The 12,468-nt window shown below is 73.3% G+C and carries 13 protein-coding genes and 1 tRNA gene; 7 read left to right on the plus strand and 7 right to left on the minus strand.

Features of this window, described 5'->3' with window-relative positions:
• The first annotated feature begins 146 nt into the window (after positions 1 to 146).
• The gene (locus ACIF6L_RS05385) at positions 147 to 995 is read left to right on the plus strand and encodes a TIGR02452 family protein (RefSeq protein ID WP_352291193.1); all 849 of its coding nucleotides are present in this window, start codon (positions 147 to 149) and stop codon (positions 993 to 995) included.
• A gap of 34 nt (positions 996 to 1,029) precedes the next feature.
• Here the strand turns inward: ACIF6L_RS05385 and ACIF6L_RS05390 are convergent, their stop codons facing one another.
• Together ACIF6L_RS05390 and ACIF6L_RS05395 are read right to left on the minus strand one after the other, a co-directional pair.
• On the minus strand, positions 1,030 to 1,365 hold the full coding sequence (locus ACIF6L_RS05390; protein ID WP_396491236.1) for a hypothetical protein: 336 nt from the start codon (positions 1,363 to 1,365) through the stop codon (positions 1,030 to 1,032).
• Between the two features lie 143 nt (positions 1,366 to 1,508).
• Positions 1,509 to 2,630 (minus strand): hypothetical protein, encoded by a 1,122-nt coding sequence (locus tag ACIF6L_RS05395; protein ID WP_396491237.1) that lies wholly within the window; start codon positions 2,628 to 2,630, stop codon positions 1,509 to 1,511.
• A 139-nt stretch (positions 2,631 to 2,769) separates the two neighbouring features.
• On the opposite strand from ACIF6L_RS05395, the gene ACIF6L_RS05400 reads away from it, so the two are divergent.
• Entirely contained in the window at positions 2,770 to 3,216 is a 447-nt protein-coding gene (locus tag ACIF6L_RS05400) for an RICIN domain-containing protein (protein ID WP_396491238.1), read from the plus strand.
• A 20-nt stretch (positions 3,217 to 3,236) separates the two neighbouring features.
• On the opposite strand, the gene ACIF6L_RS05405 is transcribed toward ACIF6L_RS05400, so the two are convergent.
• Both ACIF6L_RS05405 and ACIF6L_RS05410 read right to left on the minus strand, forming a co-directional pair.
• On the minus strand, positions 3,237 to 3,965 hold the full coding sequence (locus ACIF6L_RS05405; protein WP_359805568.1) for a tyrosine-protein phosphatase: 729 nt from the start codon (positions 3,963 to 3,965) through the stop codon (positions 3,237 to 3,239).
• Between the two features lie 56 nt (positions 3,966 to 4,021).
• A complete protein-coding gene (locus ACIF6L_RS05410; protein WP_359805570.1) occupies positions 4,022 to 4,801 on the minus strand; it encodes an SDR family oxidoreductase in 780 nt (259 codons plus the stop codon).
• Between the two features lie 127 nt (positions 4,802 to 4,928).
• On the opposite strand from ACIF6L_RS05410, the gene ACIF6L_RS05415 reads away from it, so the two are divergent.
• Both ACIF6L_RS05415 and ACIF6L_RS05420 read left to right on the plus strand, forming a co-directional pair.
• Positions 4,929 to 5,663: a DNA polymerase beta superfamily protein gene (locus ACIF6L_RS05415; protein ID WP_396491239.1), complete on the plus strand. Its 735-nt coding sequence runs from the start codon at positions 4,929 to 4,931 to the stop codon at positions 5,661 to 5,663.
• An 87-nt stretch (positions 5,664 to 5,750) separates the two neighbouring features.
• Positions 5,751 to 5,823: transfer RNA gene (locus ACIF6L_RS05420), tRNA-Lys, on the plus strand.
• 116 nt (positions 5,824 to 5,939) lie between these two features.
• Here the strand turns inward: ACIF6L_RS05420 and tgmC are convergent.
• From tgmC to tgmA, 3 genes are read right to left on the minus strand one after another with little or no spacing between them, the layout of a single operon-like run.
• Complete coding sequence (gene tgmC, locus ACIF6L_RS05425) at positions 5,940 to 7,067, minus strand: ATP-grasp peptide maturase system methyltransferase (RefSeq protein WP_396491240.1); 1,128 nt, start codon at positions 7,065 to 7,067, stop codon at positions 5,940 to 5,942.
• Positions 7,064 to 8,014, minus strand: coding sequence for an ATP-grasp ribosomal peptide maturase (gene tgmB / locus ACIF6L_RS05430; protein WP_396491241.1), 951 nt, complete (start codon positions 8,012 to 8,014; stop codon positions 7,064 to 7,066). The genes tgmC and tgmB overlap by 4 nt, the downstream gene beginning before the upstream one ends.
• Positions 8,011 to 8,322 (minus strand): putative ATP-grasp-modified RiPP, encoded by a 312-nt coding sequence (gene tgmA / locus ACIF6L_RS05435; RefSeq protein ID WP_396491242.1) that lies wholly within the window; start codon positions 8,320 to 8,322, stop codon positions 8,011 to 8,013. The genes tgmB and tgmA overlap by 4 nt, the downstream gene beginning before the upstream one ends.
• Before the next feature lie 332 nt (positions 8,323 to 8,654).
• On the opposite strand from tgmA, the gene ACIF6L_RS05440 reads away from it, so the two are divergent.
• From ACIF6L_RS05440 to ACIF6L_RS05450, 3 genes are all read left to right on the plus strand, one after another.
• Positions 8,655 to 9,503, plus strand: coding sequence for a helix-turn-helix domain-containing protein (locus ACIF6L_RS05440; protein ID WP_396491243.1), 849 nt, complete (start codon positions 8,655 to 8,657; stop codon positions 9,501 to 9,503).
• A gap of 13 nt (positions 9,504 to 9,516) precedes the next feature.
• The gene (gene cyaB, locus ACIF6L_RS05445; protein WP_396491244.1) at positions 9,517 to 10,083 is read left to right on the plus strand and encodes a class IV adenylate cyclase; all 567 of its coding nucleotides are present in this window, start codon (positions 9,517 to 9,519) and stop codon (positions 10,081 to 10,083) included.
• A gap of 400 nt (positions 10,084 to 10,483) precedes the next feature.
• Positions 10,484 to 12,250, plus strand: coding sequence for an LCP family protein (locus ACIF6L_RS05450; RefSeq protein ID WP_396491245.1), 1,767 nt, complete (start codon positions 10,484 to 10,486; stop codon positions 12,248 to 12,250).
• Positions 12,251 to 12,468: the final 218 nt, after the last annotated feature.

Consider the following 12,468-nt stretch of genomic DNA (forward strand, 5'->3'; position numbering starts at 1 on the left):
GCGCATCCGCGCCGACGCCCGACGGGCCCGCTCCACTTCGGTGGGGCGGGCCCGTCCGCGTTCCCCCGCCCGCCGGTCGCCACGTTGTTCTGCCGGTGAGAATAACCAGTGGCGCGCGGGCGGCCCCGTCCCTTACGGTCACGGACATGAGCAGCAGACTGCATGGCGTGGCGGTGGTGAACGAGGAGATCGCCGAGCGGGGGAGCTACCGGGCAGCCGGGGGCGAACTCGTCCAGGTGACGGAGCGACTGGCGGCGGCCAGGGCGGGGACGGTGTCGTACCGGCCGCAGACGCTGGACGAGCTGCTGCGGGCGGCGGCGCCCGGGCCCGGTCCGGCCCCGGCGGCGTCGGGGGCGGCGGCCGTCGAGGTGACGGCCGAGGGCAGCATCGCGGCCGCCCGGCGCCTGGTGGCGGCCGGTGCGGGCCGGGTCGGGGTGCTCAACTTCGCCTCGGCGCGCAACCCGGGCGGCGGCTATCTGCGCGGCGCCCGGGCCCAGGAGGAGGACCTCTGCCGCAGCGCCCTGCTGTACACCTGCCTGCGCGAGGCCCCGGACTACTACGCGGCGCACCGCGCCAGTGACGACCTGCGGTACAGCCACCGGGTGATCGTCTCGCCCGACGTGCCGGTGATCCGGGGCGGGGACGGCGAGCTACTGGCAGAGCCCTACCCGGTGACGTTCCTGACCTCGCCGGCGCCCAACGCCGGCCAGTTGGCACGGCGTTCGGCGGAGGTGGACGTCCGGGGGGTGCTCGCCGAGCGGGCGGTCCGGGTGCTCGCGGCGGCGGCCCGGCACGAGGTGCGCGCGCTGGTGCTGGGGGCCTGGGGCTGCGGGGTGTTCGGCAACGACCCGGCACAGGTGGCGGAGGCCTTCGAGGGGGCGCTGGCGCAGTACGGCGCGGCCTTCGAGCGAGTCGTGTTCGCGGTCTGGGACCGCACGCCCGTCTCGCCGAACCGGGCCGCTTTCGAGGCCAGGTTCGGCGCGGTGGCCGGCTGACGGGCGGCCGCCACCGGGGGCCGGGCGGGCCGGCTCAGCTCCGGCGGGAGCCCAGCACGCTCGCGGCGGTCGAGGCGGCGGCGACCACGCTGGTGACGGCGAGGACGGACGGCCAGGCGCCGATCCTCTTCGCCAGCGGATGCGAGCCGCCGAAGGCCGCCACGTAGAGGCCGGTCAGGGCGGCGGCGGTGGCCGCGCCCGAGCTGCGGTGCCACTGCGCGGCGGCGCCCGCCCCGGCCACGGCCAGGACGGCACCGCCCAGTTCGCGCCGGCCGGTCCACCGGGCGACGCCGTAGCCGCCGACCAGGCCGCTCGCCGCGGTCAGCGCGGCGGGCGCGGCGGTCGAGAGCACGTTCGGGATCCTCGCCATCGTCGACTCCACTCCTCGGCATCCTCGGATCGTCCGACCCTAACCCGCCGGACTCCCGGCCCCGGCTCCAACCCGGCCCGGCTCCGACCCGGCCCGGCTTCGGGCCGACGGGCGCCCCCTACCGGGCGGGGCCGCCCGAACGGCTACCGGAAGGCCTCCTCGAACGGCAGTGCCCGCGCCGCCCGGGAGAGCCGCTCCGCGGCCTCGGCCGGTGCCAGCACCCGCTCCAGCCGGAGGTCCCCCGGCACCTGCTGGATGTACCGGCCCGCCGACCAACTGCGCTCGTACGCCTGCGGCTCCAGCACCAGGGTGCGGAAGCCGTCCACCACCGGGATGTCGCTCGGCGTGCCCTCGTTCCAGATCCACGTCCCGTCGGGCGCGACCAGGTTGAACGAGCCGTACGCGGTGACCCGGCGGCGCCCGTCCAGCTCCTCGGTCCGGCTGAGCGCGACGGCCTCCGGGTCCGGCGGGGAGCCGGGCAGGTGTCCGCCGCCGATCAGCACGTCGGCGAGCAGCGTGTGCAACTGGAAGTTGTCGGTCAGACCGTCCATCCGCAGCAGGTAGCCGGTACTGCTCGGGCGGTCCAGCACCAGCAGCGGCTCGTCGTCGAGCGTCTTCGCCAGGTGGGTCAGGCCCTTGAGGTCGTGCTGCCCCTCGCCGTAGCGGTCGATCAGTTCGAGCAGGACGTCCATCACGCCGTCGGCCCGGGCCGCGGTGCGGACGGCCGCATGGGTGCAGACCGCGAACGAGGCCATCTGCCACAGGTGGAGCGTCCACCAGCCGATCACCGCCCGGTGGGCGTGCCACTCGGCCAGCCGGTCCGGGTCCTCGATCCGGGCGTGCGCCAGAGCCGGGTCGTCCTCGTCCGGGTCGGGCAGGTCGCCGCCGCCGGTCTCGGCCCAGCGCTCGACCAGCAGCAGCGCGCCGCTCAGCGCTCCGCGCAGGCCCGCCAGCACCTGTCCGGCGCAGGCCACCGGGTCGGCGCCGCGCTCGACGCAGGCGCCCACCATCATCGCCAGCCGCGCCCGGGGGAACGGCGGCAGCTCCGGGAGTAGCGCCGCCAGCCGGGGGCCGACCGCCGCCGACTCGGCCTCGCCGGCCGGGCCCAGCAGCCCGCCGAGCCGTTGGAACGCGGCCGCCACCCGCTCGTCGTCGCCGGCCGCGACGGCCGCCTCCAGTTCGGCCGTCGCCCGGTCGAGGGCGGGTTGCTGACGGTCCGACGGATCCGGGGAGCCGTCGTGCGGGGGAATGCGGTCGGACACCATTCGCCGCAGCATAGGCGCCCGCCCGGCGGTGGCCCGCTACCGGGGGGCGACGATCCGCCCACCGGCCCGGTCGGCCGTCGGGACTGCCCGGCCGAGCCGTCGGGCACGGGGGCGGCCGCCCCGGTGAGAGACTGCCGGCGTGACTGACCACGTGATCACGGACGGCCTCTACCGGGTGCGCAACGTCGGCAGCGGGCTGCTGCTGGAGGTCGCCGACGGGAGCCGCCGCAGCGGTGCCAAGGTCGTCCTCGGAGCGGAGAGCGGCTCCGAGGCCCAGCTCTGGCGGTTCGGCGCCGTCCACCCGGGTGGCGCCCTGTACCACGTCGAGAACGCCGCCAGCGGGAAGCGCCTGGACGTCACCGGTGCCTCCCCGGAGGACGGCGTCCTGATCCAGCAGTGGTCGCCCAACGCCTTCGGGGCGCAGGAATGGCTCCTCGAACACCACCTCGACGCTCCGGGCACCTACACTCTGACCAGCTTCATCAGCGGCAAGCCGCTCACCGCCACCACCCCCGGCAATCCGGTCGAACAGCGCGAGGACGACGACTCGCCCGCGCAGTGGTGGCGCCTGGAGCGCCAGGGGTAGGGGGTGCCCCGCGGGCCCGGTCAGGCCGAGAGGTTGGTCCGGAGGGCGGTCAGCTCCTCGTCGGTGGTGCCGTGGGCGCGCAGGTAGTCGGCGACGGAGCCGTGCCGGGCCCGGATCCAGCTGAGGGACGAGGCCAGGAGCGGGGTGGAGATCGGGCGGGAGACGCGTTCGGTGCCGGTCTCGTCGAGGTAGGGGGTCGGGCCGTCGAGCAGGCCGAGGCCGGCGTTGGAGAGCAGGAAGTCGGCCATCAGCTCGGCGTCGGAGGCGCCCAGCAGGGACTGCACGACCGCGATGGTCAGACCGGTGCGGTCCTTGCCGACGGCGCAGTGCACGACGGCCGGTACGCCGCCGGGGGTACCGAGCCGGCGGATCGCGGCGACCAGCGAGGGGCCGGCGGTCTCGGCCATGAAGGGGTAGAGCTCGGCCTGGTCCTCGGGCCACGGACGGTCGATGTCCTCGCGGTTGGCCGGGAGGGTGGGGAGGCTGAGCGCCTCGTGGTCGAGCCCGAACCGCAGGTCGGGCCAGGTCGCCAGCTCGAAGGGGCTGCGCAGGTCGATCACGGTGCGCAGGCCGAGGTCCTTGAGCCGCTGGGCGCCCTCCGGCGTGAGGTTGTGGAAGGAGCCGGAGCGGTAGAGCACGCCCGTGCGCAGGGCGCCGACGCCCCCGGCGTCGCGGAAGTTGCGCACACCGGGGATGTCGAGGAACGCGGACGGCAGGTCGGGTTCACGGTCCGGCAGGTCGTCGGTCATGGCCTCCACCGTACGGGCGGGAGAGGCGGCCGGGGAAGGAAACGGACGGCGTCGTCTCAGCGGCCGCCGGAGACGTCCAGGAAGGTGCCCGTGCTGTACGAGGCGGCGGGGGAGAGCAGGTAGAGGATCGCCTCGGCGACCTCCTCCGGCCGTCCGCCCCGCCGCATCGGCAGCCCGGGCGCGACCCGGTCCACCCGGCCGGGCTCACCGCCCAGGGCGTGGATGTCGGTGTGGATCAGGCCGGGGCGCACGGCGTTGACCCGGATGCCCTCGGCGGCGACCTCCAGGGCGAGTCCGCGGGTCATCGAGTCGACGGCGCCCTTGGCGGCCGCGTAGTCCACGTACTCGTTCGGCGAGCCGAGCCGGGAGGCGGCGGAGGAGACGTTGACGATGGCGCCGCCGCGCCCGCCGTACCTGGTGGACATCCGGCGGACGGCCTGCTTCGCGCAGAGGAACGGGCCGGTGATGTTGGAGGCCCAGATCCGGTTCAGCCGGTCCTCGTCGATCTCCTCCAGCCGGCACTGCTTCTCCAGCGTGCCGGCGTTGTTCACCAGGGCGGTGAGCGGGCCCAGTTCGGCGTCCACGGTGGCGAACAGCCGCTCCACCTCGGCGGTCCGGGTGACGTCGGCCCGGACGGCGAGAGCGGTACCGCCCCCGGCCCGGACGGCGTCCACCACGGCGGTGGCGGCGGCCTCGTCGGCGCGGTAGTTGACGCAGACCCGGTAGCCGCGCCGCCCGGCCAGCAGGGCGGTGGCCGCGCCGATGCCGCGCCCGGCACCGGTGACCAGGAGGACCTCGGGGCGGTCGGCGGCGGCGGGAGGAAGGGAGGAGTCCATGGTCCGCACGCTACCCCGGTGGCCGGCGGGAGCGGCCGACACCGGTTCGGGGCACCGGAATTCGTTCGCCCCGAGCGGCCCGGGCGGGGCACACTCCTCGGACCGCCGCGACCCCCGAGGAGACCTCATGCCCCCCGCACCCGGCACCGTCCTGCTCGCGGGCGTGGTCGGCTCGACCGCGTACGGCTTCGCGCACGCCGGCTCGGACGTCGACCGGCTCGGCCTGTTCGCCGCGCCGACCGAGGACTTCCACGGCCTGCACCGCCCGGCGGAGTCCCAGGTCACCACCGAGCCCGACACCACCCTGCACGAGGCCGCCAAATGGTGCCGCCTGGCGCTCACCTGCAATCCGACCGCCTCCGAACTGGTCTGGCTGCCGGCGGACCTGTACGAGGTGCGCAGCCCGCTGGGCGAGGAGCTGATCGCGATCCGCGGCTCCTTCCTGAGCGCCACGGCCGTCCGGAACTCCTATCTCGGCTACGCCGACCAGCAGTTCCGCAAGCTGCTCGGCCGCGACACCGCGGACCCGGCCGGTCTCCGCCGGGCCGCCAAGCACGCCCGCCACCTGGTCCGGCTCACCGAGCAGGGCGTCCGGCTCCACGAGACGGGCGAGAACGTCGTCCGGCTGCCCGACCCGGAGCGGGTGCGCGCGCTCGGCGACCGCATCGCCGAACACCCCGCCGCCGCCGAGCCGCTGCTCGCCGCCGCCGCCGAACGCTTCGCCCGCCCCGGCGCCCTCCCCCCGGCGCCGGACCCGCGCCCCGCCGAGGCCTGGCTCCGCCGCGTCCGCGCCGCCCACTACACCCCGCCCGCCCAGGACACCCCGCTCGTCCGCACCCCACCCGTCCCCGCCGCCCGCTGAGCCCGGCGCGTCCGCACAATCCACTGGCGGAGGCGTGGGCGCCAACGGGTAGGATCGCCCTGGCCCGCCCCGCACGGGGCGGCCGACGGGCCGCTAGCTCAATTGGCAGAGCTGCGGACTTTTAATCCGTAGGTTCAGGGTTCGAGCCCCTGGCGGCCCACCCGTGAAGGCCCCGGTCAGACACCGTCTGACCGGGGCCTCGCGTGTCGGTGGAGCTGACGGGCCGGCGGTTCTGCCGTGCCCGCCGCCGAGTCCTCTCCTCGGGGGCTCGGCGGTCTAGCAGGTCGGCCAGGTGATCGTCTGCCGCTCTGGGGAGACGCTGATCTCGAACCGGTCCAACGACGGAGCACCGTCGTTGGACCAGCGGGTGAGGTGCTCCTCCACCTCGTCCCAGATCCGGACCGGCCCGCCCTGCCGGACTGTCCCCTGACCTCCGTCCTCGCCCAGCGCCGCCCATGCGCCGGCCTCGACGTCGAGCAGCACGTGCTCGACCCGGCCGTCGCGGGTGAGGGTGATGCGCTGGGTCCGGGGTGCGGCGATCTGGGCGACAAACCGGGCGGTCCAGTCGTCCAGCACCTCCGCCCCGTGCGTGGCCTCGCGCTCCTCGCCGTCGTCCAGGTCGGGCAGGATGCCGAGCGGGGGCGGGAGCTGGGTGCGGGCGAGCATGAAGGAGATCTGTCCGCCCAGGAAGCGGCCGACGGCTGTCCCGTCCTCCCGTACGGTCAGGCGGGCCACCTCGGAGGAGTACAGCCATCCGCAGACGGTGGCCAGGATGATGCCACCCGGGCGGGTCTGCTCGATCCACTCCAGCGGTACCTCCAGCACCCCGCACGTGGCGATCGTCCGGTCGTAGGGTGCCCCGTCCTTGTGTCCGACCAGACCGTCCCCCACCACCAGGTCCGGCCGGAAGCCGCAGGCTCCGAGGGCGTTCCTGGCCCGCAGGCTCACATCCGGGTCGACCTCGACGGAGGTCACGAGGCCGTCACCGAGCCGGTGGCACAGGAGCGCGGTCGAATAGCCGGTGCCGGTGCCGATCTCGACGACCCGGTGGCCGGTCTCGACCTGAAGGTTTTCGAGCATCCGGACCACCAGGCTCGGCATGGTGCTCGACGAGGTGGGGGTGCGCAGGATCTCGCCGCGGATGTCGCCCGGCACGATCGTGCCGGCGATCTGGGTCACCAGTGAGTCGTCCCCGTAGCAGCGCTCCAGCCAGTCCTCGGCGCCCGGCATGACCGGCCGCCAGGCGGTCGGGGCCGAGCCCGGAACGGGCTCGAAGTATCCACCGCGGAGGAACTCGTGGCGGGGTACGGCCTCGACCGCCCGACGCCATGGGCCGGTTCGCAGGTGGCCGGTGTCGGCGAGGCCGGCGGCGAGCCGCTTGCGCAGATCGGCATCAGTGGTCATCCGGTCCTCCTCTCCAGCAGGTCCGCCATCGCCGTGACCATGGGCAGCCCTGTTTCCGGTTCGAGCCACGCCCACTGTCCGGACGGATTGCACTCCAGGAACCACCATCGCCCGTGCTGGTCGATCGCGAAGTCGAAAGCACCGAAGACCAGCCCGAAGCGGTCCAGGTAGGCGCGCAGTTGTCGGTCCAGGCCGACGGGTGGGAGGACCACCGAGTACGTCAGTCGGGTGTAGTCGGTGCGCCAGTCCAGCAGGTTCGAGTCGATGCGGACGCAGAACACCTGGTCGCCCATGACGGTCACCCGGACGTCGGCGATCTTGTCGATGCGCTGCTGGAACAGATGGGCTGTGCCGGCCACGGCGTCGTCGATCTCGTCGACGGTAACGTCGGCGACCTCGACCGTGCACGAGACGCCGTCGATCCGGTAGAGCGGTGTGGACAGCGGTTTGTAGATGACGGGGCCGACGCGCCTGATGAAGGTCCGTGCGGTGGCGGGCTCGGAGGTGATCAGGGTGGCCGGAAGCAGGAAGCCGCACTCGGCGGCGACTGCCAGGCCGGAGGGCTTGAACTCGGCGTCACCGATGCGGTGCGGGTGGTTCACGTACAGGCAGCCCGGCAGCGAGGCCATGACGCCGCCGAGGCCGTAGCGGGCCTGCGTGACGGCGAATCGGGCGGACTGCTCGTCGAGGTGGGGAAAGGCGAAGCCGGACGGCCGGCGATAGTACAGGGAGCGGATGTTGGACAGCCCCGCCGTACGGGTGGGCGTCGTGAGTGAGCCTTCGATGCCGTGAGGCGTGATGGTGGCCGCGAATGACAAGGTGGTGGGGAAGTCCCCGGAGTCGAACCGCACGATCGGGAGACCCCGGTCGTGCAGCGCGTCAATCACCAAATCGGTCGTGGGGTCATCCAGATTGGTGACGACCAGAACCGGACCCGGATCGATCACTGATCGGTGTCGTTGCCGGTGTCCTGGTCCCCGCCGCCGGACCCGCCGGGCCCGGAGCCGTCGGACGGGTTGCCCGTGTTGGTCGACGGAGTGGTGCCGGTGCTGGTGCCGTGGCCGGGCATTTCCATGACCCGGCCGGTGGCGTCGAAGTAGCGACCGGTCTGGGTGACGGGGTCCAGTTCGACCCGGTCGTAGCGCAGGGCATGTGCCGGGTAAGGGGCCATCCGGCGGACTCCCCACGGGGCGAGCGTGGCGATCCCGTTCGGCAGCGGTGTCCCGGTCGGGAGCCGGTCGGAGTGAGCGAACATCGGTACCTCCTGTTGTCGACGGTGCAGATGGACTTCCTGGTGGTGCCGACCGCCCGCACGAAGCCGACGGCGGTCGGCACCCGGTCGGTCCGGCCGGTGCGGATTCCGGCCCGTGCGAGGAGGCTTGAGGGGAGGGCGGCCAGTGCGGCTACGGACCTTCTCAGCTGCGCGTTCGCACGGTCTTCGTCAACGGGTCGAGAAAGGCGCCTCACCGGTCTCGGCCGGGGTGAAGCGGTGGGGGTCGGCACACTCCAAGCGTCGGCCGACAGGTCATCAATCACGATACCCAGACGGTAATCTCACCGTGAGATAGCCCCGACGACGGGACCGCCATGGGGACCGCACTCGAACCGATTGCTCTGCCCGAGACGGCGTGGCAGACCAGCCAGATCCGCGCCGCACTCCACGACCGCGACATGGGCAGCCTCTTCCGCTACGTGCAGCATCGCAGTGGCGCCAGTCAGGCCCGCATCGCCGTACAGGTCGGCATGACGCAGGCCAGGGTCAACGAGATCATCAACGGCCGGCGCGAGGTCGTCCGCCTCGACGTCTTCGAGCGCATCGCCGACGGGCTGAACATGCCGAATGATGCCCGCCGACAGCTGGGCCTGGCACCGCGCCGGGAGAACCGGGCTCCGGGCGCCGCGTTCGACCTCGCGGCGTTTCCCGAGATCGTCCGCGTCTATTCCGACCAGGCGGCCGCTGCTGCGGAGATCCGAGGCTCGGCCCGGTCGGCGACGGAGCTCGACATCCTCGCTGTCCGCGGTCTGGGGCTGCTGGCCCTTCGGGACTCCCTTCTTCGGCCGCACCTGGACCGGGACGGAGACGAACCGCTCCGCCTTCGTGTCCTGCTGCTGGATCCGGACTCGCCTGCGCTGATCCGCCGGGCTGCGGAGATCGGGGAGTCGCCCGAGTCGCTGTCCGGCGGGGTCCGCCTTGCCGAAGCCCGACTGCGGGAGCTCGCAAAAGTCGGCCACGTGGAGGTCTACCGCTACCGCACCCTGCCCGTGTGGCGTGTGATTCGGCTCGACAAGACGCTCTACGTGAGCTCCTTCGACACCGATTGGGAGGGCCACGAGTCGGCAACCTATAAGGTGCTGGCCACCCCGTACGGCCCGCTGTACCGGGGGTGGCGTCGCGAGTTCGATGCCATGGTGGACGGTGCGGAGCGGATGATCTGACGAAGGGGCAGCAGTGGCGATCGAGGCGGAGCTCAAGGCCGTGGTGCGCGACCCTGAATCGGTTCTCCGGCAGTTGGAGGACCGGTACGGGCCCGGTCGGGCGGAGGTGTACCGCGACGCCTACTACGACGCACCCGACGGCTCGCTCATGGGCACCGACCGGGAGCTGCGGATCCGCACGGTGCACGGCCCGGATGACACCCGCACCGTCCTCACCTACAAGGGCGCCCGCGTCGACGAAGCCTCCGGATCCAAGCCCGAGGCGGAGACCCGCGTTGAGGACGCCGGGGCCATGCGGGAGATCATCCGTGGGCTCGGGTTCGTTCCGCGCATCGCCTTCGAGAAGCGCTGCCGCAACTACGACTTCCAGCACGAGGGCCGCCGGTTCCTGGCCACGCTGGTCCGGGTGCCCGAGATCGACGGGACCTTCATCGAGCTGGAGACCATCGCGATGGCCGAGGACGACCTCGTGCCGGCGCTCGCCGTCGTTCGATCCGTTCTCACCGGGTTCGGCATCGCCGAAGATGATCTGACAACCGAGCAGTACACCGACGCGGTTGCCGCCGTTCGACCGCGCTGAGCCCGGACGTGATGGGACGCCCTCGCCCGGACTCACGGGCGGGGGCGTCGTGGTTCGGCGGGCGGACGCCGAGGTCGCGCACGTACGGCCGGGCACCTCCGGAGCGGCGCGATCCCCCTGGCGGCCGAAGTGCCCTGGGGGCCGGGGGAGATGGGGGTGGGGTTCTGGTCGGGGGATGGGGGTGGGCGAGGCGGCTGGAATAATACGACCGGCTTGTATGCTCCGACAGGGGCTTGTGGTGCCTGCGGGGGCTCCGGGGGACGGGGTGGGAAGGGTCGCGGGGGCGTTCGTCGGTCATTACGACCTTCGTATGTGCAACCTGGGGGCGGCCCGGACCGTCCTTCTTGTATGCGGAGTGCCCGGTCGTGGGGCGTCGCGTCGGCCGGTGAAAGGTACACGGATGTCAGGTCAGTGGGGCGAGGGCCCGGCTCGTGGTGACGACGCGCCCGGCGCGCTCACGGCCGAGGACGGCGACGGCGGGGTGCCGCAGCCGCGGGCCGGGGGCCGGGCGCAGGCGCGGCGCGCGGCGCAGGGCAACGGGGGCCGGGCGGCCGGCGCGGCCGGCGCCGGTGGGGCCGCGGCCGGCGGCGGCCGGGCGGCGGCCCGCAACAGCCGCAAGCCGAAGAAGAACGTGAAGAAGATCGTCGCCTGGTCGGCGGCCGGTGTGCTGGTGCTGATGGCCGGCGCGGGCGGCGCGATCTACCTCAAGCTCAACGCCAACATCAAGACCTTCGACGCGGACGCGATAGCCGGCGACCGGCCGCCGGAGGCGCAGGCCGACGCGGACGGCAACAAGCCGGTCAACGTCCTGCTGATCGGCTCGGACAGCCGCGGCAAGAACAACGCCGACCTGGGCGGCGGCGAGGACGGCGGCGCCCGCTCGGACACCACGATCCTGCTGCACGTCTACGCGGACCACAAGCACGCCGTCGGGATCTCCATCCCCCGCAACGCCATGGTGGCGATCCCGTCCTGCAAGCTCCCGGACGGCAAGTGGACCAAGGCCGCCACCAGCGACCTGTTCAACGCGGCGTTCTCGAAGGGCGAGAGCGACGACGGCAACCCCGCCTGCACCCAGAACACGGTGGAGAAGCTCACCGGCATCCGGGTGGACCACACCATCGTGGTGGACTTCCAGGGCTTCTCCGCGATGACGAAGGCCGTCAACGGGGTCGACGTCTGCCTGCCGAAGCCGATCTACGAGAACGACATCAACCCCAAGCTCCCCAAGAAGGGTGCCGTCGTCCTGCCGCAGGGCAAGCAGAAGGTCGAGGGCCAGCAGGCGCTGAACTTCGTCCGGCTGCGGTACGGCATCGGGGACGGCTCCGACATCGGCCGGATGAAGCGGCAGCAGGCCTTCCTCGGCTCGCTCGCCTCCAGCATCAAGAGCCAGGGCCTCAACCCCACCACGCTGCTCCCGCTCGCGGACGCCGCCACCAAGTCGATGACCGTGGACCCGGGCCTCGGCTCCGCCGACAAGCTGCTCTCCTTCGGCCTCTCGCTGAAGAACATCGACATGCACGAGCTCAAGTTCGTGACGCTGCCCTGGCGCTACCGCACCCAGGACAAGAACATCGACATCATCCAGCCGGACGCCAACAAGCTCTGGGACGCCCTCAAGGCCGACCGGACCATCGACGGTCAGAACGCCACCGGCCAGCAGACCGACGCGCCGGCCGCACCGACCGACGCCGGCTCGCCGAGCGCTCCGGCGGCGCCGACCACGCCGCCCGCCGCGGCCTCCGACCCGGGCAACGCCGCGGTCAAGGTGTCCGTCTACAACGGCACCACCACCACCGGGCTGGACGGCAAGGCGAGCGAGGCGCTCAAGGCGGCCAAGTTCACCGCCACCAAGGCCGGCCCGGCGGCCAGCACCAAGTACGCGACCACGATGATCGAGTACGGCTCCGGGCAGAAGGCCAACGCCGAGAAGGTCGCCGAGCTGTTCCCGGGGGCCACCGTCGAGGCGGCCAAGTCGGCCGGCATCACCGTGATCGTCGGCAAGGACTTCGCGGCGGCGAACGGCGGTGGCGCGGCCGCCCCCGGTACCGCCGCGGCCCCCGGCGCCGCGGCCGCCCCCTCGGTGCCGGCCCCGCTGCCCACCAGCGTGACCAACGACGCCCGCTCGGCGGACGAGGACATCTGCGCCGACGTCTCCTACGGCTGACCCGACCGGCGCGAGAGCGCCCGCGGCGGCCCCCGTCCGCCGCCCGCGTCCGGGTGGCCCGCCGGGTCGCCGTCCGGTGGCGGGATCGCGGTGGCCCGGTGAAGGTGGGCGGTGTACCGCCCGCCGGTCGCGCCGTCGCCCGGGCCTCCGCCCGCGTCGCGGCCCGGGGCCCGGGCACCCCGGCCGGTCGTGGCGGAGGACGAGGAACCCGTACTCCC

This window comes from Kitasatospora sp. NPDC086009, from assembly GCF_044540385.1.
In the GTDB taxonomy this organism is placed as follows: Bacteria; Actinomycetota; Actinomycetes; order Streptomycetales; family Streptomycetaceae; genus Kitasatospora.

Excerpts from the sequence above, each read along its gene's own strand:
- ACIF6L_RS05410 (WP_359805570.1), bottom strand. The coding sequence starts at position 4,801 with ATGGACTCCTCCCTTCCTCCCGCCGCCGCCGACCGCCCCGAGGTCCTC.
- ACIF6L_RS05440 (WP_396491243.1), top strand. The coding sequence starts at position 8,655 with ATGGGGACCGCACTCGAACCGATTGCTCTGCCCGAGACGGCGTGGCAG.
- ACIF6L_RS05450 (WP_396491245.1), top strand. The coding sequence starts at position 10,484 with ATGTCAGGTCAGTGGGGCGAGGGCCCGGCTCGTGGTGACGACGCGCCC.
- ACIF6L_RS05405 (WP_359805568.1), bottom strand. The coding sequence starts at position 3,965 with ATGACCGACGACCTGCCGGACCGTGAACCCGACCTGCCGTCCGCGTTC.
- ACIF6L_RS05390 (WP_396491236.1), bottom strand. The coding sequence starts at position 1,365 with ATGGCGAGGATCCCGAACGTGCTCTCGACCGCCGCGCCCGCCGCGCTG.
- ACIF6L_RS05395 (WP_396491237.1), bottom strand. The coding sequence starts at position 2,630 with ATGGTGTCCGACCGCATTCCCCCGCACGACGGCTCCCCGGATCCGTCG.
- ACIF6L_RS05385 (WP_352291193.1), top strand. The coding sequence starts at position 147 with ATGAGCAGCAGACTGCATGGCGTGGCGGTGGTGAACGAGGAGATCGCC.
- tgmC (WP_396491240.1), bottom strand. The coding sequence starts at position 7,067 with ATGACCACTGATGCCGATCTGCGCAAGCGGCTCGCCGCCGGCCTCGCC.
- ACIF6L_RS05415 (WP_396491239.1), top strand. The coding sequence starts at position 4,929 with ATGCCCCCCGCACCCGGCACCGTCCTGCTCGCGGGCGTGGTCGGCTCG.
- tgmA (WP_396491242.1), bottom strand. The coding sequence starts at position 8,322 with ATGTTCGCTCACTCCGACCGGCTCCCGACCGGGACACCGCTGCCGAAC.